Origin of the sequence: Aquincola sp. J276 (assembly GCF_024700035.1) — a bacterium.
GTDB lineage: Bacteria > Pseudomonadota > Gammaproteobacteria > Burkholderiales > Burkholderiaceae_C > Aquincola > Aquincola tertiaricarbonis.
In genome coordinates this window covers 3,222,471-3,247,612 of sequence record NZ_JAJONC010000001.1, presented here as the reverse complement: position 1 = coordinate 3,247,612, position 25,142 = coordinate 3,222,471, and the positions used below count along the sequence as shown (strand labels likewise).

The window sequence follows — 25,142 nt, the reverse complement described above, 5'->3', positions numbered from 1 at the left end:
GCCCGTCCTGGAGCCCCGATGGAAGCCCTTCTGAAGACCCTGCATGTGTTGTCCATCGTGGTGTGGGTGGGGGGCATGGTGTTCGCGCACTTCTTCCTGCGCCCGGCCGTGGCCACGCTGGAACCGCCGCTGCGGCTGAAGCTGATGCACGAGGTGCTCGGCCGCTTCTTCGCGGCGGTGCTGGTGGCCTCGCTGCTGGCCTGGGCCAGCGGCGTGTGGCTGCTCGGCCGCATCGCCAGGCGGGTGGTGCAGGCTGGAGGCAACTTCGACATGCCGTGGCACTGGTGGCTGATGGCGGTGGGCGGCACGCTGATGGTGGCCATCTTCCTGCACGTGCGCTTCGCGCTCTTCCAGCGCCTGCGCCGCGCGGTCACGGCGCAGGACTGGCCGGCCGGCGGTGCCGCCATGGCCCAGGTGCGGCAATGGGTGGCCGTCAACCTGGCCATCGGCCTGGTCATCGTGGTGGCGGTGCTGCTGGGCGGGAGCTAGGCGCCGGGCGCATACACGCGCAGCCGGTGGCCATCGGCATCGCAGGCGGTGAAGGTGTAGCCGAAGTCCACCGCGGTGGGCGGCTGCAGCACGCGGATGCCTTGCGCCTGCCATTGCGCATGCACCGCGTCCACCTCGGCCCGCCCGCCCGCCACCGCGAAGCCCAGCTCGAAGCCGCCAGGCGGCGTGGCCGCGGGTTGCACGCCGGCGGCGCCCCACAGGCCGAGCATCACGCCCGAAGGCAGGCGGAACATGCAGAAGGTGTCCTGCGCCTCCACCGGCTGCAGGCCGAGCAGCGCGCCATAGAAGCTGCAGCTGCGGCGGGCATCGGCCACGTAGAGAAGGATGTGGTTGGCTTCGAGCATGGGATCTCCTGGGAAGGATGGTGGGCGCCGCGGTCTGCGGCAGGCCTCCATGCTCTGCGGGCGGCCTGACAGTTCCTGTCAGCAGCGCACCTCATTGCGGCGGTATGCCTTCGCGCTCCCGCCAGGCCTGCAGCAGCGCTTCGCGGCGCCGCGGATAGCGCTCGGCCAGCGGCGCCACCGAGGCGATGCGGTCGCAGCGGAAATGCCGGATGTCGCCGCGCAGCTCGCACCAGGCCACCACCACCTGGGCGCGGTCGAAGTAGCCGAGCGCGAACGGCCACACGGTGCGCTGCGTGCTGCGGCCGCTGCCGTCGCGGTAGCCGATGCACAGCTTGTGCTGCTGGCGGATGGCGTGGCGCACGGTGGGCGTGTGGTCCGTGGCCGCTGCATCGCCCGCGGGCGGCAGTCGCGCCACCAGCAGCGTGCTGGCCTGCATCTCGGCCTGCAGCGCGGGCGGCAGCACGGCGTTGATCTTGGCGAGCGCATCGCGCGCGGCATCGGCCAGCCGGCTGTCGGCCCGCTGCACCACCCAGCGCATGCCCAGCACCAGCGCCTCCAGTTCCTCGGCCGAGAACATCAGCGGCGGCAGCACGAAGCCTTCGCGAAGCACGTAGCCCAGGCCCGGCGCACCGTCGATGGCCGCGCCCTGTGCCTGCAGCGTGCCGATGTCGCGGTACAGCGTGCGCAGGCTGATGCCGAGTTCGGCGGCGATGGCCGCACCGCTCACCGGATGGCGGTGGCGGCGCAGCAACTGGACGAGGTCGAGCAGGCGGGCGGCACGGGACATCCGGCGCTTATACCGGCCCGTGCATAGGTCGGGCCGTCAATCGCGCGTGGGGAAGAGGCCCTCGACCGCCACGCAGAACTGCAGGCCCAGCACCGGGTTGCGGATCGGGAGGGGCTGCCCGCGCCCGGTGGTGGCGACGGTGACGGTACTGGCCGCCATCGCGGCATCCGGCGCGGCACTGCTGTAGAGGTTGCTGCGCGCCAGGCGTGCCGGCACGGCGCCCACTGGGTTGTCGGTGGTGCCGTTGGATGTGGCCGCCTGGAGGGCCACCGTGGCGTTGTGCGTATGGGCTGGCAGCTGGTCCACGTTCAGGCTCACCGTCTCAACACCGGCCGCCTGTCCAAGGACGACGGGCGACAGTCCCGGCGCCTGACCCTGGGAGATGGGCGCCCGGCCGCGCAGGTCGGGCAGGTGGAATGTGGTGATGCCATTGCCGCCATACGTGGTGCCGATCAACGCGAACAGTGCCGTGCTGTCACGGATCGACAACACACGCCCGTCGGCCGGCAGGTAGCCACGCGGGCAGAAGGTGGCGGCAGTGACACACACCGTGGCCAGGTACGGTTCACTGCCGCTGCACGCCTGTGCAGGGCTGGCGGCCAGGGCGCCGAGCAGCGCTGCGGCAGGGAACAACGGAAGGCTTCGGCCGGGCTCACGACGGCGGGCCCAGGCCAGCGCCGGCAGCGCGGCCAGCAGCAGCGCGAGCGTGCCGGGCACCGGGACGGTGTTGCCGGTGCCGGGATCGACCACGCCGCCGAGCAGGCGGCTGGATTCCACGCGCAGCGCGGCGTCCAGCGAAGCGTCGAAGGACGAGCCGTCGACGAACGCGCCGCCCTCCAGGTCCTGGCTGGCCAGCAGTTGCAGGCTGCTGTTGGCCAGGATCACCAGGGTCAGCAGGTTGTCCGGGCTGGCCTGCTGGAAGTTGTTGCCCGGCCCGGTGTTCAAGGTGTCGGTGCGGAAATCCGAGAAGAACAACTCGGTCGAGCCCCGCCGCACGATGAACGACGACTTGGCATAGGCATCGGGCCCGCTGGCCACCACGCGGTTGCTCACCAGGGCCTGCAGCACCACCTCGATGTCGGTGGCGGTGCTGTTGGCCAGCGTGATGCCGTAGTCGTGGCCGAACAGCCCTGCGGTAGCGCCGAGCGGGCTGGCGCCGAACGAACCGAAGGCGGCCAGCGAGGCGCCGATGCGATCGCCGGTCTGCGTGAACAAGCCGCTGTCGCTCGAGTTGGCAACGCCGCCAAAGGTGCCGAACTCCACGCCGCCTTGCGTGGCGCCGCCGCTGGGCGCGTTCAGCTCGAAGGTCGTCCGGGCCACGTTGATGGACAGGCCGTCGACCAGCGGCGCGGCGGGAGCCGCAGCAGTGGCCGAAGCCACCGCTGCGGCAGCCAGCAAGCGGCATGGATGGAGCTTCACGTTCCTTCTCCCGTTGTTCGCGCTGAGACGCGTTGCAACGAGAGTAGCTGCCAGAGATGGCAGATTGAACTGAAATCAAATGAATTGAGCTGAATCGCATCCAGGGTGCACGCAGCTCTCGGCGGCGCGGTGGGCATGCGGTCTGCAGGACACAATGGGCCCTCAGCAACAGGATCATCGAATGAGCAAGCTGGACAGCTACGAAGATGCGTTGCAGGCGCTTCGCCGCGCCGTGGAAGCGGCCCGGACCGCACGCCCGGCCGGCGACGCGCCGCTGGGGCGGCCGGCGGTGAGCGATGGCGGGCAGATCGACCCCACCGCGGTGGCCTTCAATGTGTTCTCGCGGCTGCTGGACAGCGACGGCCTGCGCGCGGCGCTGTATTCGCTGCTGCGGCGCAGTGATTACCGCTTCGTCAGCATCTTCCGCTTCAAGGATGGCAAGGCCACCTCGGTGGTGCACGTGGACCGCGAGAACCTCGCCGTCACCCAGGCCTCCGAGGTGCCCGACACCGCCACCTACTGCAGCTTCGTGCGCGAGACGGACCAGCCCTTCGTCACCGCCGACGCCAGCCAGGACAGCCGCACGGCCAGCCACCCCGCCAAGGACGTGGTGCTGGCTTACTGCGGGGTGCCCGTCCTGCAGCCGGATGATGGCCAGCTCATTGGCACCCTGTGCTTCTACGACCTCATCCCGCGCGACCCGCAGCAGCTGGACCTGGAGCTGCTGCTGCAGGTCAGCAGCGCCATTGCGCAGTCGGGGAAGGTGCCGGCGTATCCCGATCTGGCCGCCTAGCGACCCTCACTCCACCGTCACGCTCTTCGCCAGGTTGCGCGGCTTGTCCACGTCCGTGCCGCGCGCACACGCCGTGTGGTAAGCCAGCAGCTGCAGCGGCACCGTGTGCAGGATGGGCGAGAGCCAGCCGTAGTGCTCGGGCATGCGGATCACATGCAGGCCGGCCTCGCTCTTGATGAAGGAGTCGCCGTCGGCGAAGACGAACAGCTCGCCGCCGCGGGCGCGCACTTCCTGCAGATTGCTCTTGAGCTTTTCCAGCAGCTGGTCGTTCGGGGCCACCGTCACCACGGGCATCGCGGCGGTGACCAGCGCGAGGGGGCCGTGCTTGAGCTCGCCGGCCGGGTAGGCCTCGGCGTGGATGTAGCTGATCTCCTTGAGCTTCAGCGCGCCTTCCAGCGCCACCGGATAGTGCAGCCCGCGGCCCAGGAACAGGGCGTTCTCCTTGCGCGCGAATTCCTCGCTCCAGGCGATCACCTGCGGCTCCAGCGCCAGCACCGACTGGATGGCGGCCGGCAGGTGGCGCAGGTCCTTCAGGTGCAGCGCCTCCTGCTCGTCGCTCAACCGGCCGCGTGACTGCGCCAGCGCCAGCGCCAGCAGGAACAGGCCGACCAGCTGGGTGGTGAAGGCCTTGGTGCTGGCCACCCCGATCTCCGCGCCGGCCCGGGTGATGAAGGCCAGCTTGCACTCGCGCACCATCGCGCTGGTGGCCACGTTGCACACCGTCAGCGTGTGCTGCATGCCCAGCGAGCGCGCATGCTTCAGCGCGGCCAGGGTGTCGGCGGTCTCGCCGCTCTGGGTGATGGTGACGACCAGCGTGCGCGGGTTGGGCACGCTGTCGCGGTAGCGGTATTCGCTGGCGATCTCCACGTTGGTGGGCACGCCGGCCAGCGATTCGATCCACTGCCGCGCCACCAGCCCCGCGTAGTAGCTGGTGCCGCAGGCCAGCACCAGCACCTGGTCCACTTCCTTGAACACGCCGTAGGCGCCGTCGCCGAACAGCTCGGGCGACACGCCCGCCACCGCTTCCAGCGTGTCGGCGATGGCCTTGGGCTGCTCGAAGATCTCCTTCTGCATGTAGTGCCGGTACGGGCCCAGCTCGGCCGCGCCGGTGTGGGCGTGCACGGTGCGCACATCGCGCTCCACCGGGCGCAGGCTGCCATCGGCCTGGCGGCCGTTGATCCACACCTTGTTGAGCTGCACGTCGACCACGTCGCCCTCTTCCAGGTAGACGATCTGGTCGGTGACGCCGGCCAGCGCCATCGCGTCCGAGGCGAGGAAGTTCTCGCCCTCGCCGCGGCCCAGCACCAGCGGCGAGCCCTCGCGCGCGCCGACCACCCGGTGCGGCTCGTCGCGGCAGAACACCGCGATGGCGTAGGCGCCGCGCAGCCGCTTGACGGCCTGCTGCACCGCCTCGAACAGGTCGCCGTCGTACAGGTGGTTGACCAGGTGCGCGATGACCTCGGTGTCGGTCTGGCTGGTGAACTCGAAGCCCTTGGCCGTCAGCTCGTCGCGCAGCTCGTCGTGGTTTTCGATGATGCCGTTATGTACCAGCGCAATGCGGTTGCCCGAGATGTGTGGATGCGCGTTGTGCACCGCCGGCGCCCCATGGGTGGCCCAGCGGGTGTGGGCGATGCCGGTGCCGCCGCTGATGGCGTCCTGCGTCACCTGCGCTTCCAACTCGGCCACGCGGGCGGTGCTGCGGGCGCGGCGCAGCTGGCCGTCCTGGTGCACCGCCAGGCCGCAGGAGTCGTAGCCGCGGTATTCCAGCCGCCGCAGGCCTTCGACGAGGATGGGGACGATGTTGCGGGTGCTGACGGCGCCGACGATGCCACACATGGTTCAAGCCCTCTTGGGATCACGATGGACGGAATGCTAGGCGTCACAGCATGAAATTTTCTTGCGAAATTGGCGCTTGAGTGACGACCAGAATTACGTCACGGCCAGCATGGTGATTTGGTGCAAAACAGGCTTTCAATCGAAACAATCTCTCATGCCCTCACTCGACGACATTGATCGCCGCCTGCTCGCGTTGCTTCAAACCGACGCTTCACGTACCAACCAGGACTTGGCCGCAGCAGCGCATGTGTCGCCCGCCACCTGCCTGCGCCGCGTCAAGCGTTTGGTGGACGAGGGCTACATCGAACGCCGGGTGGCGCTGCTGTCGGCCGAGCGGCTGGGGCCGCAGCTCACTGCGGTGGTGGAAGTGACGCTGGACCGCCAGGGCGCGGAGCACCTGGCGGCCTTCCAGCAAAGGGCGGTGGCCGACGACGGCGTTCAGCAGTGCTACCGCACCTCCGCGGGCCCCGACTTCGTGCTGATCGTCGGCGTGGCCGACATGGCGGCCTACAACCAGCTGGTGGAGCGCCTCTTCACCCAGGACGCCAACGTGCGCAACGTGAAGAGCTACTTCAGCGTGGAGCGCGCCAAGTTCTCCACCACGATCAGCTTTTGACGATCACCAGGCCCTTGAGGTATTCGCCCTCGGGGAATTCGATGGTGGTCGGGTGGTCGCACGCGCCCGACAGGCGGTCCAGCAGGATGCCGTTGACGCCCGCGTCCATGCCGGCGCCGGCCACGATCTTGTGGAACAGGTCGGCGCTGATGCCGCCCGAGCACGAGAAGGTGAACAGCAGGCCGCCCGGCTCCAGCAGCTCCAGCGCCAGCCGGTTGATGTCCTTGTAGGCGCGGGCGGCGCGGTCGGCGGCGGCGGCCGTCGGCGCGAACTTCGGCGGGTCGAGCACGATGGCGTCGAAGCGGTGGCCGGCGGCCTTATGCTCGCGCAGGTACTTGTTGACGTCGGCATCGACGAAGGCGCACTGGCTGTCGTCCAGGCCGTTGAGCCGCACGTTGGCGCGCGCCATCTCCAGCGCCGGGCCGGACGAATCCACGCTGGTGACCTGGGTGGCGCCGCCTTTCAGGCCAGCGACGGTGAAGCCGCCGGTGTAGCAATAGCAGTTGAGTACCCGCTGCGCGCCGAAGTGCGCCACCAGCTCGGCAAAGCGCGCGCGGTTGTCGCGCTGGTCGAGGTAGAAGCCGGTCTTGTGGCCCAGCGCCACGTCCAGCTGCAGCCGCCAGTCGTGCTCGTGGATCACCAGGCTGCTGTTGTCGTCGGCCTCGCCGGCGGGCGTGCGGCGCAGCCAGCCGCTGGCATGCGGCAGGCCTTCCAGCTCGCGCACGCTGGCGTCGGAGCGCTCGTAGAGCCGGCTGCAGCCGGTGATCTGCAGCAGCAGCTCGGCGATCACCGGCTTCCAGCGTTCGGCGCCGGTGGCCAGGAACTGCGCGCTCAGCGTGTTGCCGTACTGGTCGACCACCAGGCCAGGCAGGCCATCGGCCTCGCCGTGTACCAGGCGGCGGCCGTCGCTGGCGATGGGCAGGCAGTCGCGCAGCGCGATGGCGGTGCGCAGGCGGCGCTCGAAGAAGGCGCGGTCGATGCGCTCATGCTCGTCGAAGCTCCAGGCCCGCAGGCGGATCGTGGATTCGGGGCTGTAGGCGGCCCACGCGAGGAACTTGCCTTCGTCGGACTCCACGCGCACCGTCTCGCCCGCATCGGCCTTGCCGCTGACGACGCTGCCGGCAAACACCCAGGGATGGCGCCGCAGCAGCGAGCGCTCGCGGCCTTCGCGCAGCTTGATCTTTTTCATGCGGCGATTGTCGCCGCCGCCGTCAGCCGCGCGGCGTGGCGGGCGTGGCCTGCTGGCTTACCGGCACCGTCGCGGCGGGGGCGGCCTGCTGGTTCTTCACCGTGACGGTGGGCGCGGCCACCGGCGCGGCGGCGGACTGGGGTGCCTCCACCGCGCGGTACAGCCCGGTGAGCGCAATGCCCAGCACCAGGGTACCCACCGCGGCAACGGCACAGGAGATGGGATCGGTCTTGGAGTTCACGTCTTGCTTGTCCTGCACTGCTTCAGGCCGGCAGTGTCGGCGCAGGGGCTGTGCGTTGGCATCGCCCAAAAGAGCCACCCTGGGCGGATCAGCCGCTTCGCTTGCGGGCCCGGGGATGGGCGGCATCGTAGACCTGGGCCAGATGCTGGAAATCGAGCCGCGTGTAAACCTGTGTGGTGGCGATGCTGGCGTGCCCCAGCAGCTCCTGCACCGCGCGCAGGTCGCCGCTGGACTGCAGCAGGTGCGAGGCGAAGCTGTGCCGCAGCATGTGCGGATGCACATGCACCGGCAGTCCGGCCTGCAGCGCGATGGCCTTCAACCGCGAGCGCACCTGGCTGGCGGTGATGCGGGTGCCGCGGCGGCTCACCAGCAGCGCCGGCTCGTCGGGCTTGGCCAGCGTGCCGCGCAGCGCCAGCCAGGCCGCCAGCGCGGTGCGCGCGGCGCCGCCCACCGGCACGCTGCGCCGCTTGCTGCCCTTGCCCAGCACATGGGCAGTGGCCTCGTCGGCCGGCTCGGCGTCGATCCAGCCGGCGGCCTGCGGGCTGCCGCGCACGTCCAGCGCCACCAGCTCGCCCACACGCAGGCCACAGCCGTACAGCAGCTCCACGATGCAATGGTCCCGCGCGCGCAGCGCGGGGTCGGCGTCGGTGGGCTGGTGGTCGGCCAGCGCCACCGCATGGTCCACCGACAAGGCCTTGGGCAGCGGCCGGCCGGCCTTGGGCGCCCGCACGCCTACCACCGGGTTGTGCGTCACGCGGCCGTTGTCGCCCCACCAGCGGTACAGGCCGCGCCAGGCGGCCAGCACGATGGCGATGCTGCGTGGCGCCAGGCCCTGGCCGTGCAGCTGCGCGGCCCAGCGGCGCACATGGTGGCTCTGCACCTGCAGCAGCTCGATCGGATGGGCCTGCGCGGCGCGCACCAGCCGGCGCAGCGCCTCGGTGTAGAGAACCAGCGTGCGCGGCGCCAGGCGCCGCTCCACTTCCAGGTGCTGCAGCCAGGCCCGCAGGTCGTCGGGCAGCGGCTCGGGCTGCGCCGCGGGCTGGGTCATCCTTGGGGCAGCAGGCGCGCCAGCGCGCCGCCGGCCAGTTCGCTGATGCGGATGAGGAACTCGGTGCCCATGTCGGCGCTGTAGCGCGTGGGGTCGGGCGAGCCCAGCACCACCAGGCCGAAGGCCACGTCGCCGCGGCGCAGCGGCACCAGGGCGATCGACATCACCGTGCCGGGGTCGTCCAGCCAGCGCACCGGCTCGAAGCCGGAATTCACGCCGCAGTAGGGCAGCGTCAGGCTGTTGGCGAAGCTGCGGGCGTCGTCGCTCACGCCCTGCGCGAAGGGGAGGTCCGCATAGCGCTCGTCCACGCCCCACACGCGCACGCCGGCCTGCGGAATCAGGAACTGGTGCTTGAGCTGGGACACCAGCACCGCGGGCAGCTCGGCCGGATCGGCGGTGTCCATCAGCGCGCGCGTCCAGCGGTGCAGGCGGTCGGCAATGGCCACGTTGTCCTGGCCGTTGCGGATCATCTCGACGATCTTGTGTTCCAGGCCCTTGATGCGGTCGCGCAGCATTTCCATCTGCCGCTCCTGCAGCGAGACGGCCCGCTGGCCGTGCGGGCTGGTGAGCTGGATGCTGGCCAGCAGCTCGGCGTTGCGCTCGAAGAAGCCGGGCGTGTTGGCCAGGTAGTTGGCGATGTCGGTCTCGGTGATGCCCGACGTGCCCAATGGATTGCTCACAGTTCGATTTCCCCTTCGAAAACAGTCTCGGCCGGGCCGGTCATCAGCACCGGATGGCCGGGGCCGGCCCATTCGATGGTGAGGGTGCCACCCCGGGCTTCCACGTCCACGCGGCCGTCGAGCCAGCCCAGCAGGATGCCCGAGACCACGGCGGCGCAGGCGCCGGTGCCGCAGGCCAGCGTCTCGCCGGCGCCGCGCTCGTACACGCGCAGCCGGATGCGGCCGCGGTCCACCACCTGCATGAAGCCGGCGTTCACCCGCTGCGGAAACCGCAGGTGGTGCTCGATCAGCGGACCTTGCGTGAGCACCGGCGCGCTGTCGACGTTGGCCACGCGCTGCACCGCATGCGGGTTGCCCATGGACACCATGTGCAGCTCCACCGGATGGCCCTGCACCTCCACCGGCCACAGCAGGCCGTGGCCTTCGGCGCGCGGCGTGAGGCCGGTGGAATCGAAGGGCACTTCCAGCAGGTCGAACACCGGCTCGCCCATGTCGACCGTGACGCGGCCGTCGTCCTGCAAATGCAGCTCGATCACGCGGTTCATCGTCTCCACGCGCACGCTGCGGCGGTCGGTCAGGCCGTGCTCGTGCACGTAGCGCACGAAGCAGCGCGCGCCGTTGCCGCAGTGCTCCACCTCGTCGCCGGTGTTGTTGAAGATGCGGTAGCGGAAATCGATGCCCGGCGTGCCGCTGCGCTCCACCACCAGGATCTGGTCGGCACCCACGCCGAAGCGGCGGTCGCCGAGCGCGCGCGCCTGTTCGGGCTGCAGGTCGACGGGCGCGGCGGTGCCGTCGAGCACGACGAAGTCGTTGCCCGCGCCCTGCATCTTGGTGAACTTCAGTCGCATCGGTCGATTATCGGTACAGCTTCGGCTCGCCCTCGGGCCGGGTCTTGAAGCGCTTGTGCACCCACAGGTACTGCGCCGGATTGCGCCGCACTTCCTGCTCGATCCAGCGGTTCATGCGGGCCACGTCGGCCACCGGGTCGTCGGTCGGGAAGTCGGTCCAAGGCGGCAGGAAGCGCACGCGGTAGCCCTGGCCGCCGGGCAGCATCTCGGCCACCACCGGCTGCACCACCATGTCCAGCGCCCGCGCCAGCTTGGAAGGCGCCAGCAGCGTGGCCGCCGGCACGCCGAAGAACGGCACGAAGGCGGCCTCGCGGCGGCCGAAGTCCATGTCCGGCAGGTTGAAGAACATGAAGCCGCGCTGGCGGATGGCGCGCATCAGCGGCAGCAGGCCTTCCTTGCGCGAGAAGATGTCGCCCTGGCCGAAGCGCACCCGGCCGCGGCGCATGGCGGCGTCGAACACCGCGTTGCTCTGCGCCTGGTAGATGGAGCCCACCAGCCGGCTCTGGAACAGCTGGGTGGCCGAGCCCGCCACGTCCAGCCCCATGAAGTGCGGCACCAGCCACATCACCGGGCGGCCCGCGGTCTCGGCCAGCTTCACGTCGCCTTCCACATGGATGAGCCGGCGCAGCCGCTGTGGCGAGGCCCACCACAGCAGGCCGCGCTCCAGCAGGCTGCGGCCCAGCCAGCGGAAGTGCTCGCGCACCAGCGCATCCTGCTCGGCCGCGCTCTTCTCGGGAAAGCACAGCGCCACGTTGCGGCGCGCGATTCGGCGGCGCGAGCCGGCCAGCGCATGCAGCAGGCGGCCGGTCTGGGCGCCGATGAAGGCCTGCAGGCCCAGCGGCAGCAGGTGCAGCAGCCACAGCAAGGCCAGCGTCAAGCGGGCGGAGAGATGGCTCATGTGGGCAGCGAGTCGCGTGGCGTGCGGTAGCGGTGGTAGCCCCAGAGGTACTGCGACGGGGATTGGCGGATCAGGCGTTCCATTTCTCGGTTGACGAAGGCGGCGCAGGCGAGCTGCAGCGCCTCATCGTCCGCGGCCTGGGCGGGCATGGGCTCGGCAGGCGCGCTCACATGCAGCACCCAGCCCTGCGCGCCGGGCAGGCGCTCGGCCCACATCAGCAGCAGCGTGGCACCGGTCTGCAGCAGCAGCCGGGTGGCCAGCGTCATGGTGTAGGCGGGCTTGCCGAAGAACGGCGCCCACACGCCCATGCCTTCGGGCGGTACCTGGTCGGGCAGCAGGCCGATGGTGTCGCCCTTGCGCAGCGCCCGCATCATCTGCCGCACGCCGGCCAGCGAGGCCGGCGCGGTGGCCAGGCCGGGGCGGGCGCGCGCGGTTTCCTCCAGCTCGCGCAGCCAGGGCTGGCGGGCCGGGCGGTACAGCGCAGTCATCGGCCGGCGCGCGCCGAAGCGCTCGGCATAGGCCTGGGCGCACACCTCGAAGCTGCCCATGTGCGGCGTCAGCAGCACCAGGCCGCGGGCGGCCTGCAGCGCCTCGTCGATCAGCTCGGCGCCCTGCCAGCGGCACCAGCGCTCGATGGGCTGCGCAGCCGGGCCCAGCCACAGCCAGGGCAGCTCGGCCGCCAGCCGGCCGGCCTGGCCGATGGCGGCACGCTGCTGCGCGCGGGTGAGGCCGGCCAGATCGGCGTTCTCGCGGCAGCGCCGCCGGTAGGAGGACGAGCCCGCCCAGGCCAGCCAGCCCAGCAAGGAGCCCGCCCCGTGGAGAAGGCGCAAGGGCCGCCTCGATATCCAGCGAATGAAAGAAAGCATGGTTCCTATAATTGGCGCATCGCCGAGTTACTGAACAACTTGCGGGGCGATGCGCCAGGGCCGAAACAGCCCGGGCGCCGGGTTCCAGGCTTTCAGGCCGGGGCTCAACAAATGCTGCTAAAGCGTTCGCCGCTCTCCAGAGTTTCCTGGCCGGCAACGCGCAGGAACCAACCAACTCACGGAGTTTAAGCAAGTGGCGAACGACTTTCTCTTCACCTCGGAGTCCGTCTCCGAGGGCCATCCCGACAAGGTGGCCGACCAGATTTCCGATGCGATCCTGGACGCGATCTTCACCCAGGACCCGCGCAGCCGCGTGGCCGCCGAGACCCTGACCAACACCGGCCTGGTGGTGCTGGCGGGCGAGATCACCACCAACGCGCACGTGGACTACATCCAGGTGGCGCGCGACACCATCAAGCGCATCGGCTACGACAACACCGAGTACGGCATCGACTACAAGGGCTGCGCGGTGCTGGTGGCCTACGACAAGCAGAGCAACGACATCGCCCAGGGCGTGGACCATGCCAGCGACGACCACCTGAACACCGGCGCCGGCGACCAGGGCCTGATGTTCGGCTACGCCTGCGACGAGACGCCCGAGCTGATGCCCGCGCCGATCTATTACGCCCACCGGCTGGTGGAGCGCCAGGCCCAGCTGCGCAAGGACGGCCGCCTGCCCTTCCTGCGCCCCGACGCCAAGAGCCAGGTGACGATGCGCTACGTCGACGGCAAGCCGCACAGCATCGACACCGTCGTGCTGAGCACCCAGCACAGCCCCGACCAGAGCGAGACGCAGAGCAAGATGAAGGCGTCGTTCACCGAGGCGGTGATCGAGGAGATCATCAAGCCGGTGCTGCCCAAGGAGTGGCTGCAGGACACCAAGTACCTGATCAATCCGACCGGCCGCTTCGTCATCGGCGGCCCGCAGGGCGACTGCGGCCTGACCGGCCGCAAGATCATCGTCGACACCTACGGCGGCGCCTGCCCGCACGGCGGTGGCGCCTTCTCGGGCAAGGACCCGACCAAGGTGGACCGCTCGGCCGCCTATGCCGCGCGCTACGTGGCCAAGAACATCGTGGCCGCCGGCCTGGCGCGCCAGTGCCAGATCCAGGTGGCCTACGCCATCGGCGTGGCCCGCCCGATGAACGTGACCGTCTACACCGAAGGCACCGGCGTCATCCCCGACGACCAGATCGCCGCGCTGGTGCAGGAGCACTTCGACCTGCGGCCCAAGGGCATCATCCAGATGCTGGACCTGCTGCGGCCGATCTACACCAAGACGGCGGCCTACGGCCACTTCGGCCGCGAGGAGCCCGAGTTCACCTGGGAGCGCACGGACAAGGCCGCTGCCCTGCGCGCAGCGGCAGGTCGATAGCCCTTCGGCGCTGCCGCGCCTGACCCCGCCAGAATCGACGGCACCGCTCACCCCGGTGCCGTTTTTCATGGCGCCCCCCGTCGCCCATGGCCACCAAGCCCGTCACCCTCGACCACCTGCGGCGCCACGCCGTTGCCCGCACGCTGTTCACGCCCACGACGCTGCCCGCGGCCATCCGGCAGCTGGGCTTCGTGCAGGCCGATCCGATCCGCGCGCCTGCCCGCGCGCAGGACCTGACGCTGCGCCACCGCGTGCGCGACTACCGCGCCGGCGACCTGGAACGGCGCTACCCGCGCCTGCCCATCGAGGAAGACGCGCTGGTGAACTACGGCTTCCTGCCGCGCGAGCACCTGGCGCTGATGCATCCGCGCACCGCCAGGCGAGTGTGGGACGGCACGCAGCAGCGGCGCGCCGCCAGCGTGCTGGCCTTCATCCGCGAGCACGGCCCCAGCCATCCGCGCGAGGTGCAGGCCGCCTTCGAGCATGGCCGCACCACCAATGCCTGGGGCGGGCAGTCCAACGAGATCACCCACCTGCTGGACGGCATGCACTACCGCGGCCTGCTGCGCGTGGCGCGGCGCGATGCCGGCGTGCGGGTGTATGCGGTCGCGGCCCATGCCGACGATGGCCGCTCGCCCGCCGAACGCGCGGCGGCGCTGCTGGCCCTGGTGCTGGACAAGTACGCACCGCTGCCGGCGCGCACGCTCGGGCAGCTCGTCAGCCACCTGGGCTACGGCGCGCCGCAGCTGGGGGCCGAGCTGCGCGCCGCGCTGGCCCATGCCCGCGCGAGCCTGCCCAGCGCCACTGTCGACGGCGTGAAGTGGCTGTGGCCCGACGGCGAGCGACCGCAAAGCGCCCGCCATGAGCCGGCCGACCAGGTGCGGCTGCTGGCGCCCTTCGACCCCATCGTCTGGGACCGATTGCGCTTCGAGCTGCTGTGGGGCTGGGCCTACCGCTTCGAGGCCTACACCCCGGCGCCGCGGCGCCAATGGGGCTACTACGCGCTGCCGCTGCTGTGGCGCGACCGGGTGATCGGCTGGGCCAATGTGTCGGTGCGGCAGGGGGTGCTGGTGCCTTCGTTCGGCTATGTGGAGAGCGCACCAAAAGACAGCGGATTCGCCGCCGCGCTGGACGAAGAACTGCAGCGCATGCACCACTTTCTGGCACGCGAGGCGCAGACCTGATCGCGCGCGGCGGCTTCCTACAAAGCAGGAACCTGCGCGCCGATGGGCCGCCAGCCGGCCCGGCGTTGCAATGCGTTGCCGCGCCGGCCCGTCGTCGACGCGCCCTCCCGCTCTTTCGCGTCACCGCTCCACCATCATGACCACCGCCACCAGGAAACGACCCGCGCCCTCCCACATCGAAGTCGCGGAACCGGCCAAGCCCAGGCGCCAGCGCGCCACCGGCCCGGGTGCCGCGCCGCCGCCCTCGCGCCGGTTCAAGATCGACTGCACGCTGGGCTACCAGCTGCAGCAGCCCACCAGCTTCCTGTTCCAGATCCATGCGCAGCACGGGCGCGACCAGCAGGTGCTGGCCGAGGCGCTGACGCTGGATCCGATGATCGACAGCCATGTGTACCCCGATCCGCTGGAGCACCACCGCTTCCTGCGGCTGCAGGCGCCGGCCGGCAACTTCACGGTGCACTATGCGGCCACGGTGCAGGTGGCGCCTCGGGTATGGAACACCAGCGCGCCCGAGGTGCCGGTGAACGAGCTGCCCGACTGCGTGCTCCACCACCTGATGGCCACCCGCTACTGCGAAAGCGACCTGCTGGGCAATGCGGCCTTCAAGATGTTCGGCCAGCATCCGCCGGGCTACCAGCGCGTGCAGGCGATCTCCGACTGGATCCACGACAACATCGACTACAGGCCCGGCTCCTCCACCGCCACCACCACGGCGGCCGACGTCTTCCGCAGCCGGGCGGGCGTGTGCCGCGACTTCGCGCACCTGGGCGTCACCTTCTGCCGCGCGCTGAACATCCCGGCGCGGCTGGTGGTGGGCTACGCCAAGTTCGAGGAGCCGCCGCCCGACTTCCACGCGGTGTTCGAGGCCTACCTCGGCGGCGAGTGGATGATGTTCGACCCGACGCGCATGTCGCCGGTGGAGGACCTGGTGCGCATCGCCGCCGGCCGCGACGCCAAGGACGTGGCGTTCTCGACCATCTTCGGCCCGGTTCAGATGCTGAACATGGCGCCGCTCATCGAAGAGGATCGGGCACCCGGCGCCGGCTGACGCCGTCGCACCCTCCAACATCCTGCGTCAGCCGAGCGGGCGCTGTTTCAGCGCCAGGCCTGCACCCAGGGCGAGCGCAGCGGCGGAGAGCACGAAGCCGCGCGCCAGGCCGCCCGGGCCGTCCGCCACCCAGCCGGTGATGCTGGGCCCGACGATCTGCCCGGCCGCGAATACGATGGTGAAGGCGCTGATGCCCGCCGGCCAGGCCGCCGGCGGCAGGTTGTGGCGCACGAAGGCGGTGGTGGCCGCCACCACCGACAGGAACACCGCCCCGAACAGCGCGCCTGAGGCGAACACCGCCACCGGATGCGCGCTGACCACCGGCAGCAGCGTGGCCGCCGCCAGCAGCCCATTGAGCAGCGCCAGCGGCTGGCCGCCGCGCCAGCGCTGCAGCAGCCCGGCCCACAGCCACGACGAGGCCACCACGCCCAGCCCCAGCAGCACGTAGAAGGCCACGATCAGCCGCGGCGCCAGCCCCTGCTCGCGCAGCAGCGTGACCACGAAGGTCATGTAGCCGATGTAGCCCAGCCCGAACATGAGGTAGCCAGCCAGCAGCCAGCCGAATGCGGCCCAGCGCACCCGCTGCCCCCCACCCGCCGCCGATGGATGCGCCGCCAGCGTGCCGGTGGTGGCGGCGGTGATGGCGGTGCACAGCGCGGCCAGGGCGCCCAGCGCCAGCCAGGCGTGCTGCCACGCATGCGCCGCCGCGCCGCCCGCCAGCGGCGGCACCACCAGCGCGGACAGCACGATGCCCAGGCCGGTGCCGCCGTAGTACAGCCCCAGCACCAGGCCGGGCCGCGTGGCGCGCTGCGCCAGCCGTGCGGCCAGCAAGCCGCCTGCGACGAACGTGGCGGCGCTGGCCAGCCCGGTCAGGAAGCGCAGCATGAACAGCAGGCCGTCGCCCGCCACCAACCCATGCAGTGCCAGCGCCAGCGCGGCGCCCGCGCCGCCGGCCAGAAGCACATGCCGCGCGTCCCAGCGCGCCAGCGCGCGCGGCAGCAGCAGCGCGCCGGCCAGGTAGCCGGCGGCGTTCACCGTGTTCATCGCGCCGGCGGTGAAGTAGCTCCACCCCAGGTCGGCCCGCATCGGCGGCAGCAGCAGCGCGTAGGAGAAGCGCGCCAGGCCGAGCGACACCGCCGCCGCCAGGGCCAGCGAGATGGCGATGCCCAGCCGCGCCGGCTGCGGCGCATCGGCGGCCGGCGCCGGGCTTGGCCGCGCGGTGCTCACCCGCGCCGGCCCTGCAGCAGCCGCTCCGCCACCTCGGCGAAGCCGGCGCCGCGCTCGCCAGCCGTGAGATACGCCGGCCAGGTGTGCAGCTCGGCCGCGAAGCGCAGCAGGTTGGCCACGCCCACGCTGAGCGCGAAGCGGCCGAACATGGCCTGGTCGTTGGTGGAGTCGCCCACGTAGATCCAGCGGTCCGCTTCGGGCGCCAGCGCGCGGCCGAACAGCGTGCGCAGCATCCACTGCGCACCGCTCCACTTGTCGTGCGCGCCGTACCAGCCATTGATGTGGATGGAGCTGACGCTGCAGTGCATGCCTTCGGCGTGCATCACCCGCACCACCTCGGCGATGGCCTCGGGCGGCAGGTGGCTGAACTCGCTGTGGTCCACGGCGATGTCGGTCACGCGGCCGGCGCTGTCGCGGGCCAACGTGGCGCCGGGCACCTCGCGCAACACGCGGGCGGCGGCGGCCTGCAGCCGCGGCGTGTTGGCGGCGCGGGTGGCCTCGTCCTGCGCGTAGACGGTGTGCCAGCCCTGGTCCTGGCGGATCAGCGCCACCGCGCCGTTCTCGGCGGCCACCGCGCGCAGCGGCCAGGTGGCGGCCAACTCGCGGCTCCAGCCCAGCGGCCTGCCGGTGATGGCGATGACGGGCATGCCGGCCGCGTCCAGCGCCTGCAGCGCGGCCAGCGCGGGCGGGTCGATGGCGCCCCCCTCGGTCAAGGTGTCGTCGATGTCGGTGAACACGCCCAGCACACCGGCCAGCGCGTCGGCCGGCGCGGCCGACCAGGGAAGTGAACTGCTTGCAACAGGCATCCGTGCAGTCTTGCACAGGCTGCCCGCGGCCAGCCTCCGTGCAAGCCCACCGGCCTTCGATCGCCTGCAGGAATTCCGCGGCTGATTACAATCCCCGCTTCCGAGGAGCGTTGCAAGGCACATCCAGTGCCCCAGGCTCGGACCCCGCCGCGGCAGGCCTGCCGCCCGCGGATTGCAACAGCGCTCACCCGCACGTGTCGTGTCCAGGGTGAGCCGGTTCCCACGCCTCCCTTGACCGCGATTCGGCGGGCCCGTTGACCTGGAGCCCCCAATGAACGCCGTTCTCAAGCCCACCCAAGACTTCGCCATCGCCGATCCGTCGCTTGCTGCCTGGGGCCGCAAGGAAATCCGGATCGCCGAGACCGAGATGCCCGGCCTGATGGCCATCCGCGAAGAATTCGCGAAGAGCCAGCCGCTGAAGGGCGCGCGCATCACCGGCTCGCTGCACATGACCATCCAGACCGCCGTGCTGGTGGAGACGCTGCAGGCCCTGGGCGCCCAGGTGCGCTGGGCCTCGTGCAACATCTTCTCGACCCAGGACCATGCCGCTGCCGCGCTGGTGGACACCGGCACGCCGGTGTTCGCGTACAAGGGCGAGTCGCTGAAGGACTACTGGGACTACACCCACCGCATCTTCGAGTTCGGCGCCAAGGGCACCGAGGGCGAAGGCCCGAACATGATCCTGGACGACGGCGGCGATGCCACGCTGCTGATGCACCTGGGCCAGAAGGCCGAGAAGGACCTGTCGGTGATCGCCAACCCGACGAGCGAGGAAGAGCGCGAGCTGTTCGCCGCCATCAAGGCCAAGATCGCCGAGGACGGCAGCTGGTACACCCGCAAGAGCGCGCAGATCATCGGCGTGACTGAAGAGACGACCACCGGCGTGCACCGCCTGAAGGAGATGAGCGCCAAGGGCACGCTGCTGTTCCGCGCCATCAACGTCAACGACTCGGTCACCAAGAGCAAGTTCGACAACCTGTACGGCTGCCGTGAATCGCTGGTGGACGGCATCAAGCGCGCGACCGACGTGATGATCGCCGGCAAGGTGGCCTGCGTGGCCGGCTACGGCGACGTGGGCAAGGGCTCGGCCCAGGCCCTGCGCGCGCTGAGCGCCCAGGTGTGGGTGACCGAGATCGACCCCATCAACGCGCTGCAGGCCGCGATGGAGGGCTACAAGGTGGTGACGATGGAATACGCCGCCGACAAGGCCGACATCTTCGTGACGACCACGGGCAACAAGGACGTCATCCGCCATGAGCACATGGCCGCGATGAAGGACCAGGCCATCGTCTGCAACATCGGCCACTTCGACAACGAGATCGACGTGGCGTCGCTCGAGCAGTACGAGTGGGAAGAGATCAAGCCGCAGGTCGACCACGTGATCTTCCCGGACGGCAAGCGGATCATCCTGCTGGCCAAGGGCCGCCTGGTGAACCTGGGCTGCGGCACCGGCCACCCCAGCTTCGTGATGAGCTCGTCCTTCGCCAACCAGACGATCGCGCAGATCGAGCTGTTCACCCGCCCCGACGCCTACCAGTCGGGCCAGGTCTACGTGCTGCCCAAGCACCTGGACGAGAAGGTGGCGCGGCTGCACCTGAAGAAGGTGGGCGCGATGCTGACGGAGCTGACGGACGAACAGGCGGCCTACATCGGCGTGAGCAAGCAGGGCCCGTACAAGCCGGACACCTACCGGTACTGATCGGCCCCTGACCTGCACGGCGTTCCGGAATGGCGTCAGAATGGCGCCATTCCGGATCCGGAGCTGCCATGAGCATTAACCTGTCGATCAAGGGCGTTCCCGACGCCTGGGCGCAGCGCCTGCGTGAGCGGGCCGCGCAGCACCATCGCTCGCTGCAAGGCGAGCTGATGGCGCTGCTGGGCGCCGCCGTGGGAGACGAGGCAACCCCGATGCCGGTGCAGTCGGCCCGGATGCCTTCCGCGCGGACGGCCGGCCTCGCCGCGCGGCCGCTGTCGGTGGCTGAGGCAGCGCAGCGGGCGCGGGGCCGTTTCGGCGCTGATCCCGTGGCCAGCGGCCGGTCGACCGACATCCTGCGCGCCTTGCGCGACGAAGCCGATGGCCGTTGAGCCTGCGCCGCGGGTATTGCTGGTGGCCGAACCACCGCCCGCCTACCTGGCTCAGCCGCCCGCCGTGGTGGACGCCAGCCTGATCTGCGCCTTGCTGTTCGACGAGCCCGAAGCCGAGCAGGCCCGTGCCGCGGCCGGCGGCTATGCCTTGCATGCGCCTTCGCTGATCGATTGGGAAGTGACCAGCGTCGCCGTCACCAAGATGCGCCGCGGCGCGGCGCCCGAAGCGGCCAGTGAGGCCTTGGGCGACCTGGCGCGGCTGGCACTGCAGCGTGCGGAGGTCGACTTCACCGTGGTGGCGGCACTCGCCACCCGTTATGCGCTGTCGGCCTACGACGCCGGCTACCTCGCCCTGGCCGATGCGCTGCGCTGCCCGCTGCTCACCTTCGACCGCCGGCTGGGCGAGGCGGCGCAACGCCACCTCGCCTCGCTCGACCGGGAAGCCAACGATGCACGCTGACCTGCTGATCGTTCAACTCGGCCTGGCGCCGACGCGTTCCGCGGCGCAGCGCTTGATCGAACGCGGGGCCGTTCGGGTGCAGGGGGCCCCCGGCCGCGTGCTGCGCAAGTCGGGCGAAGACCTGGCGCCGGGCAGCGTGCTGGAGGTGACCGACGACGCCGAGCTGCGCTGGGTGTCGCGCGGCGGACTCAAGCTGGAAGGCGCGCTGCAGCACACCGGGCTGGACCCGTCGGGCCGCGACTGCCTGGACGTGGGCCAGAGCACCGGCGGCTTCACCGACGTGCTGCTGTCACGCGGCGCGGCGCGCGTGGTGGGCATCGACGTGGGCCATGGCCAGCTGCATCCGCGGCTGCGCAGCGACCCGCGGGTGCAGGCGCTGGAAGGCGTCAACGCGCGGCACGTGGAGGCCTCGCTCGGCCGCTTCGGCCTCATCGTCGGCGACCTGTCGTTCATCTCGCTGACGCTGGTGCTGCCGGCCATTGCGCCGCTGCTGCAGCCCGGCGGCGGCGAGCTGCTGATGCTGGTCAAGCCGCAGTTCGAGCTGCAGCCCCAGCACATCGGCAAGGGCGGGCTGGTGAAGAGCGCCTCGTCGTACCCGGTGGTGGAACAGCGGCTGCGCGCCGCCTGCGAAGCCCAGGGCCTGCAGGTGGCCGACTACTTTGAAAGCCCGATCGCCGGCGGCGACGGCAACACCGAATTCTTCGTGCATGCACGAAGCACCTAGCGAGACACCGACCATGAACACCGTGCCGATCAGCTTCGAGTTCTTTCCCCCCAACACGCCGGTGGGCGACGACAAGCTCAAGACCGTGGTGCAGGACCTGGGCGCGCTGAAGCCCGAGTTCTTCAGCGTGACCTACGGCGCCGGCGGCGCCACGCGCGACAAGACGCTGGCCACCGTGAGCGCCATCGCGGCCGCGGGCTTCGAAGCCGCGCCGCACCTGTCCTGCGTGGGTTCCACCCGCGAAGGCATTGCGCAGATCCTGGCCACCTACCGCGCGCAGAACATCCGCCGCATCGTGGCGCTGCGCGGCGACCTGCCCAGCGGCACCGCCACCGCGGGCGAGTTCCGCTATGCCTCGGAGCTGGTGCGCTTCATCCGCGAGACGCAAGGGCCCGACTGGGAGATCGAGGTGGCGGCCTACCCCGAATACCACCCCGAGCAGCGCTATGCCGCGCGCGACCTGCAGCACTACGCCGACAAGGTCAAGGCCGGGGCCAGTGCGTCCATCACGCAGTTCTTCTTCAACCCCGACGCCTACTTCCACTTCAGGAGCAGACGCGCAAGCTGGGCGCCGAGGTGCCGGTGGTGCCGGGCATCATGCCCTTCCACAACTTCGCGAAGATCGCGCAGTTCGCGCAGCGCGACGGCATCGAGATCCCGCGCTGGGTGGCGATGAAGATGGAAGGCTTCATGGACGACGCAGCCTCGATCCGCGCCTTCGGCCTGGACGTGATCACCGCGCTGTGCGAGCGGCTGATCGCCGGCGGAGCGCCGGGCATCCACTTCTACACGATGAACCAGAGCGCGCTGACCCTGGAGCTGTGCAGGCGGCTCAGACTTGGCGCCTGAAGCGGCCGGCCAGCGCCACCGCGCCCAGGCCGGCCAGCATCAGCGCCCAGGTGCCCGGCTCGGGCACCGCGCTGACCGACACGGCCCCCAGCGCCACCGCGGCGCTGCCGCGCGAGCTGTTGTCGCCGAAGAACACGACATTGGCCATGTTGTACGGCGAGCCCCCGGCTGCGTAGTTCTGCAGCGTGCCGCTGAACAGCGCCTGGCCACCGGCGCTGAGGCTGTAGCCGCCGCCCTGCACCACCAGGCGGTAGTCGGTCATCGCGGCCGTGGTGTCGAAAGCGGCACCGGCGCCCTGCACGAAGCGGTCCGGGTCGGCCGCATCGAAGCTCGGAACCCACACCCGGTTGTCCCAGAACGAAAGCTCCACCGACTGCGCCGGGTTGCTGCCCACCAGCAGCAGCGAAAAGCCGGCGCGGTTGGCGCTGGCGTGGCTTTCGGACAGCAGCTTCAGCGAGAAGTCGACCGCATAGCCGCTGGTGGCGTCCAGCGCCACCGGGCTGACGCGCGCGTTGCCGAAGGCCACGACGCCCGCGCCGGTGGAGTCGATCGTGAGCACGCCGCCGGCCACCGACTGGCTGCCCGCCACCGCACCTGCGGTGCTGCTGGTGAACCAACCCTGCGCGCTGGGCAGCGTACCGGCGGCCGCGTCGTACAGCACCACGGCGCGCGCGGCCGGCGTGGCGGCCAGCAGGGTCAGGGCCAACAGGGTGGCCGCGGTCGGGATCGGCAGCTTCATCGCATCACTCCTGCATCGGGTTCAGGCGCCGTCGGCGTCCACATCGGTGACCACGCCGTCCTCGTTCAGCATGGCGTCCAGCGGCACGTCGTGCGGCTCGGGCGTCAGCCAGGGCAGGTAGCCGTGGGCATAGCCTACGCCCACGGTGTACGGCTTGGGCTCGATCGCGGCCAGCGTGCGGTCGTAGAAGCCGCCGCCATAACCCAGCCGCAGGCCCTTGGGGCCGTAGCCCACGCAGGGCACCAGCAGCATCTGCGGCTGGAACTGCTCGGTGTCCTTGGGCTTCGGGATGCCGAAGGCGTCTTCCTCCATCGGGCAGCCGGGGTACCAGACATGGAAGCGCAGCTGCTTGGTCTCGCGGTCGATCACCGGCAGGCCGATGCGGCGCTCGGGGGCGCCCTCGGTCCAGCGGAACAGCGCCGGCAGTGCATCGAACTCGCCCTTGATGGGCCAGTAGGCGCCGATCGTCTGCTCCTTGCGGCCCACCAGCCACACCCGCAGCACCTGCTGCAGGTGCATCGCACGCTCATGCCGGTCGATCATCGACAGCCGCTCTGCCTGCAACTGTCGGCGCAGCAGCTTCTTGTCACGGGGCGGGTCGAGGCTGAAGTCGGACGGCTGCATGGCGGCGTGCTCTGGCGGCGGTGGAAATGCGCGATTGTGGCCGCGCCCGGCGCCTAGACTCGGCCCATGCGCAGCACCGCCCCGCTCGACCCCTTCGTCGCCCATTGCGTGGAGCTGATGGCTCCCCTGGGCAGCGTGCGCAGCAAGCGCATGTTCGGCGGCCATGGGCTGTATCTGGACGAGCACTTCATCGCCATCCTCACCCACGAGCGGCTGTACCTGAAGACGGATGCCGACACGCAGCCGCGGTTCGAGGCCGCGGGCTGCGAGCCCTTCGTGTACGACGGGGGCGGCAAGCGGGTGCAGATGGGCTTCTGGACGGTGCCGCCCGAGGCGCTGGAATCACCGGCGCTGATGACGCCCTGGGCCCGCCTGGCGCTGCAGGCGGCGCTGGCCAAGGCGAAGGCGCGGGCGGGCGCGCCGCCCCGGCCCCGCACCCGCTGATGCCTCAGCCGGCGCAGGTGGCCGCCGGCGCGCCCCACTGCAGCGAGCGGCGCACACCTTCCAGCGTGCCGCCGGCCCGCTGCCAGGCGCTGCGACCGGGCACGCTGCGCGGTGCCGGCGCTTCCAGCAGCTGGAACGCCGCGTGGCCGCGACCCTCCACCACCGCTTCCATGCCTGCACCCAGTGCAAAGCCTTGACCCGGCTGCAGCCACACGTCGCCGCCGGCATCCTCCGGCGCGTCGGTCAGCGTGAGCCACAGCTGGCCTTGTGTCACCGCGATCCAGCGGGCGTGGCTGGCGGCCGGGATCCGGCGTGCGGTGCCCGCGGGCAGGGCCACCGTCCAAGCGGCAGCAGCTTGCTGAAAGCTCATCAATTGAGTGCTCATGACATACTCCGGTGGAGGTGGAATGAAGGTAATTCTGGTAGCTGGAGCACCGGAAGTCGAATGATGAGTTGCGGGGTGATTGATGCGCTTCGGTCATGAATAGAGTGCGCCAGCGGCCGCTCGGCGTGGGGCCGCTGCGGGCTTTCGAGGCGGTGGCCCGCCGGCTGAGCTTCAGCGGCGCGGCCGACGAGCTGCACCTCACACAATCCGCCATCAGCCGGCAGATTCGCGCGCTGGAGGAAGAGCTGGGCGCGGTGCTCTTCCTGCGCGGCACGCGGCATGTGGAGCTCACCGGCACCGGCGCGACGCTGCTGCGCACGGTGGCGCCGCTGCTGGACCGGCTGGACGCGACGGTGCGGCAGATCCGCGTCACCACCGGCCGGCGGCATGTGAGCGTCACCACCTTCGCCTCCTTCGCCTCGCTGTGGCTGATACCGCGGCTGCACTCCTTCCAGCGCCTGCATCCGGACATCGACATCCGCATCTCCGCCTCCGACGTGGTGATGGAGATGGACGACCCCGAGCTGGACATCGCCCTGCGCTACTGCCACCCCAAGGATGCGCCGCCCGGCGCCACCAAGCTGTTCGGCGAGGTGCTGACGCCGGTGGTGGGCCATTCGCTGGCGGAGCAGGCCCAGCGCGGCTTGGCGCCGCCGCTGCGCGAGCCGGCCGACCTGGCCCGCCACACGCTGCTGGAGGAGGACGATCCCCGTCCCAGCGCCGAATTCCTCACCTGGCGCTACTGGCTGGCCCGCCGCGGCCTGCCCAACCAGGAACCGCTGCGCTGGCTGTACCTCAACTACACGCACCAGCAGATCCAGGCTGCCCTGGCGGGCCAGGGCGTCGCGCTGGCCCGGCTGGCGCTGGTGCAGGAATCGCTGCAGCGCGGAGAGCTGGTGGAGCCCTTCGGGGAAGCCGGCCGCGAGCGATCGCCCTTCACCTACTGGCTGGCGCACAGCCAGGCGGCCAAGCAGCGCCCGGAGCTCCGGCCCTTCATAGACTGGGTGATCGAGCAGGCGCGCGAGACGCGCCGGGCGGTGGGCGAGCCGGACTGAGCCGCCTTCGCGGCGGTGCTGCGTCAACCGGTGCCGCAACCGCTGCGCTACATTCAAATGCA

The 25,142-nt window shown here is 70.6% G+C and carries 28 protein-coding genes, 1 pseudogene and 1 riboswitch; of the genes and pseudogenes, 13 read left to right on the top strand and 16 right to left on the bottom strand.

The window, feature by feature from the left end:
• The first annotated feature begins 18 nt into the window (after positions 1–18).
• Positions 19–489, top strand: coding sequence for a CopD family protein (locus LRS14_RS15065; RefSeq protein ID WP_257800031.1), 471 nt, complete (start codon positions 19–21; stop codon positions 487–489).
• Here the strand turns inward: LRS14_RS15065 and LRS14_RS15060 are convergent.
• From LRS14_RS15060 to LRS14_RS30300, 3 genes are all read right to left on the bottom strand, one after another.
• A complete protein-coding gene (locus LRS14_RS15060) occupies positions 486–854 on the bottom strand; it encodes a VOC family protein (RefSeq protein ID WP_257800030.1) in 369 nt (122 codons plus the stop codon). The two genes, LRS14_RS15065 and LRS14_RS15060, sit on opposite strands and share 4 nt — an antisense overlap.
• Positions 855–945: 91 nt before the next feature.
• Entirely contained in the window at positions 946–1,641 is a 696-nt protein-coding gene (locus tag LRS14_RS15055; RefSeq protein WP_257800029.1) for a YafY family protein, read from the bottom strand.
• Positions 1,642–1,677: 36 nt separating this feature from the next.
• Entirely contained in the window at positions 1,678–3,060 is a 1,383-nt protein-coding gene (locus LRS14_RS30300) for a tail fiber protein (protein ID WP_257800028.1), read from the bottom strand.
• 181 nt (positions 3,061–3,241) lie between these two features.
• Between LRS14_RS30300 and LRS14_RS15045 the strand changes: the two genes are divergently transcribed.
• Positions 3,242–3,853 (top strand): GAF domain-containing protein, encoded by a 612-nt coding sequence (locus LRS14_RS15045; RefSeq protein ID WP_257800027.1) that lies wholly within the window; start codon positions 3,242–3,244, stop codon positions 3,851–3,853.
• A gap of 6 nt (positions 3,854–3,859) precedes the next feature.
• On the opposite strand, the gene glmS is transcribed toward LRS14_RS15045, so the two are convergent.
• Positions 3,860–5,689 (bottom strand): glutamine--fructose-6-phosphate transaminase (isomerizing), encoded by a 1,830-nt coding sequence (gene glmS / locus LRS14_RS15040; protein ID WP_257800026.1) that lies wholly within the window; start codon positions 5,687–5,689, stop codon positions 3,860–3,862.
• Positions 5,690–5,843: 154 nt separating this feature from the next.
• Here glmS and LRS14_RS15035 point away from each other — a divergent pair, with 154 nt between their 5' ends.
• On the top strand, positions 5,844–6,305 hold the full coding sequence (locus tag LRS14_RS15035) for an Lrp/AsnC family transcriptional regulator (protein WP_257800025.1): 462 nt from the start codon (positions 5,844–5,846) through the stop codon (positions 6,303–6,305).
• On the opposite strand, the gene LRS14_RS15030 is transcribed toward LRS14_RS15035, so the two are convergent.
• From LRS14_RS15030 to LRS14_RS15000, 7 genes are all read right to left on the bottom strand, one after another.
• A complete protein-coding gene (locus tag LRS14_RS15030; RefSeq protein ID WP_257800024.1) occupies positions 6,295–7,494 on the bottom strand; it encodes a class I SAM-dependent rRNA methyltransferase in 1,200 nt (399 codons plus the stop codon). The genes LRS14_RS15035 and LRS14_RS15030 overlap by 11 nt on opposite strands.
• Positions 7,495–7,516: 22 nt before the next feature.
• Positions 7,517–7,735, bottom strand: coding sequence for a hypothetical protein (locus tag LRS14_RS15025; RefSeq protein ID WP_157039383.1), 219 nt, complete (start codon positions 7,733–7,735; stop codon positions 7,517–7,519).
• 88 nt (positions 7,736–7,823) lie between these two features.
• Positions 7,824–8,783 carry a tyrosine recombinase XerC gene (locus tag LRS14_RS15020; RefSeq protein WP_257800023.1) on the bottom strand — a complete coding sequence of 320 codons (960 nt, stop codon included), beginning with the start codon at positions 8,781–8,783 and terminating at the stop codon, positions 7,824–7,826.
• Positions 8,780–9,451 carry a DUF484 family protein gene (locus LRS14_RS15015; RefSeq protein ID WP_257800488.1) on the bottom strand — a complete coding sequence of 224 codons (672 nt, stop codon included), beginning with the start codon at positions 9,449–9,451 and terminating at the stop codon, positions 8,780–8,782. The genes LRS14_RS15020 and LRS14_RS15015 overlap by 4 nt, the downstream gene beginning before the upstream one ends.
• A gap of 8 nt (positions 9,452–9,459) precedes the next feature.
• Positions 9,460–10,311 carry a diaminopimelate epimerase gene (gene dapF, locus LRS14_RS15010; RefSeq protein ID WP_046110827.1) on the bottom strand — a complete coding sequence of 284 codons (852 nt, stop codon included), beginning with the start codon at positions 10,309–10,311 and terminating at the stop codon, positions 9,460–9,462.
• A gap of 7 nt (positions 10,312–10,318) precedes the next feature.
• Positions 10,319–11,209 carry a lysophospholipid acyltransferase family protein gene (locus LRS14_RS15005; protein WP_046110826.1) on the bottom strand — a complete coding sequence of 297 codons (891 nt, stop codon included), beginning with the start codon at positions 11,207–11,209 and terminating at the stop codon, positions 10,319–10,321.
• On the bottom strand, positions 11,206–12,075 hold the full coding sequence (locus LRS14_RS15000; RefSeq protein WP_257800022.1) for a lysophospholipid acyltransferase family protein: 870 nt from the start codon (positions 12,073–12,075) through the stop codon (positions 11,206–11,208). The genes LRS14_RS15005 and LRS14_RS15000 overlap by 4 nt, the downstream gene beginning before the upstream one ends.
• A 193-nt stretch (positions 12,076–12,268) precedes the next feature.
• Between LRS14_RS15000 and metK the strand changes: the two genes are divergently transcribed.
• The 3 genes from metK (at position 12,269) to LRS14_RS14985 (ending at position 15,682) form a co-directional block, all read left to right on the top strand.
• Positions 12,269–13,450 (top strand): methionine adenosyltransferase, encoded by a 1,182-nt coding sequence (gene metK, locus LRS14_RS14995; RefSeq protein ID WP_046110824.1) that lies wholly within the window; start codon positions 12,269–12,271, stop codon positions 13,448–13,450.
• Between the two features lie 86 nt (positions 13,451–13,536).
• Complete coding sequence (locus LRS14_RS14990; RefSeq protein ID WP_257800021.1) at positions 13,537–14,634, top strand: DNA glycosylase AlkZ-like family protein; 1,098 nt, start codon at positions 13,537–13,539, stop codon at positions 14,632–14,634.
• Positions 14,635–14,770: 136 nt separating this feature from the next.
• Positions 14,771–15,682, top strand: a complete 912-nt coding sequence (locus LRS14_RS14985; RefSeq protein ID WP_083440260.1) for a transglutaminase family protein — start codon at positions 14,771–14,773, stop codon at positions 15,680–15,682.
• A gap of 27 nt (positions 15,683–15,709) precedes the next feature.
• Here the strand turns inward: LRS14_RS14985 and LRS14_RS14980 are convergent, their stop codons facing one another.
• Positions 15,710–16,909 (bottom strand): YbfB/YjiJ family MFS transporter, encoded by a 1,200-nt coding sequence (locus tag LRS14_RS14980; RefSeq protein ID WP_257800020.1) that lies wholly within the window; start codon positions 16,907–16,909, stop codon positions 15,710–15,712.
• Positions 16,906–17,715 carry an HAD-IIB family hydrolase gene (locus LRS14_RS14975; RefSeq protein ID WP_257800019.1) on the bottom strand — a complete coding sequence of 270 codons (810 nt, stop codon included), beginning with the start codon at positions 17,713–17,715 and terminating at the stop codon, positions 16,906–16,908. Before LRS14_RS14975 ends, LRS14_RS14980 begins: the two co-directional genes overlap by 4 nt.
• 96 nt (positions 17,716–17,811) lie before the next feature.
• A riboswitch (S-adenosyl-L-homocysteine riboswitch) is annotated at positions 17,812–17,908 on the top strand.
• A gap of 78 nt (positions 17,909–17,986) precedes the next feature.
• Here LRS14_RS14975 and ahcY point away from each other — a divergent pair.
• From ahcY to metF, 5 genes and pseudogenes are all read left to right on the top strand, one after another.
• Positions 17,987–19,414 carry an adenosylhomocysteinase gene (gene ahcY, locus LRS14_RS14970; protein WP_257800018.1) on the top strand — a complete coding sequence of 476 codons (1,428 nt, stop codon included), beginning with the start codon at positions 17,987–17,989 and terminating at the stop codon, positions 19,412–19,414.
• A gap of 68 nt (positions 19,415–19,482) precedes the next feature.
• Positions 19,483–19,800 carry a FitA-like ribbon-helix-helix domain-containing protein gene (locus LRS14_RS14965; RefSeq protein WP_257800017.1) on the top strand — a complete coding sequence of 106 codons (318 nt, stop codon included), beginning with the start codon at positions 19,483–19,485 and terminating at the stop codon, positions 19,798–19,800.
• On the top strand, positions 19,790–20,260 hold the full coding sequence (locus tag LRS14_RS14960) for a type II toxin-antitoxin system VapC family toxin (protein ID WP_257800016.1): 471 nt from the start codon (positions 19,790–19,792) through the stop codon (positions 20,258–20,260). Before LRS14_RS14965 ends, LRS14_RS14960 begins: the two co-directional genes overlap by 11 nt.
• Positions 20,250–20,984, top strand: coding sequence for a TlyA family RNA methyltransferase (locus LRS14_RS14955; protein WP_257800015.1), 735 nt, complete (start codon positions 20,250–20,252; stop codon positions 20,982–20,984). The genes LRS14_RS14960 and LRS14_RS14955 overlap by 11 nt, the downstream gene beginning before the upstream one ends.
• A gap of 13 nt (positions 20,985–20,997) precedes the next feature.
• A pseudogene (metF, locus tag LRS14_RS14950) lies at positions 20,998–21,833 on the top strand (methylenetetrahydrofolate reductase [NAD(P)H]).
• Here metF and LRS14_RS14945 read toward each other — a convergent pair.
• Both LRS14_RS14945 and LRS14_RS14940 read right to left on the bottom strand, forming a co-directional pair.
• Positions 21,817–22,572, bottom strand: coding sequence for a PEP-CTERM sorting domain-containing protein (locus LRS14_RS14945; protein ID WP_257800014.1), 756 nt, complete (start codon positions 22,570–22,572; stop codon positions 21,817–21,819). The pseudogene metF and the gene LRS14_RS14945 sit on opposite strands and share 17 nt — an antisense overlap.
• A 21-nt stretch (positions 22,573–22,593) precedes the next feature.
• A complete protein-coding gene (locus LRS14_RS14940; RefSeq protein ID WP_046110817.1) occupies positions 22,594–23,196 on the bottom strand; it encodes a 5-formyltetrahydrofolate cyclo-ligase in 603 nt (200 codons plus the stop codon).
• 66 nt (positions 23,197–23,262) lie between these two features.
• On the opposite strand from LRS14_RS14940, the gene LRS14_RS14935 reads away from it, so the two are divergent.
• Positions 23,263–23,640, top strand: a complete 378-nt coding sequence (locus LRS14_RS14935) for a TfoX/Sxy family protein (RefSeq protein WP_257800013.1) — start codon at positions 23,263–23,265, stop codon at positions 23,638–23,640.
• 4 nt (positions 23,641–23,644) lie between these two features.
• On the opposite strand, the gene LRS14_RS14930 is transcribed toward LRS14_RS14935, so the two are convergent.
• Complete coding sequence (locus LRS14_RS14930; protein WP_083440258.1) at positions 23,645–24,025, bottom strand: DUF2917 domain-containing protein; 381 nt, start codon at positions 24,023–24,025, stop codon at positions 23,645–23,647.
• A gap of 95 nt (positions 24,026–24,120) precedes the next feature.
• Here LRS14_RS14930 and LRS14_RS14925 point away from each other — a divergent pair, with 95 nt between their 5' ends.
• The gene (locus LRS14_RS14925) at positions 24,121–25,080 is read left to right on the top strand and encodes a LysR substrate-binding domain-containing protein (RefSeq protein WP_257800012.1); all 960 of its coding nucleotides are present in this window, start codon (positions 24,121–24,123) and stop codon (positions 25,078–25,080) included.
• Positions 25,081–25,142: the final 62 nt, after the last annotated feature.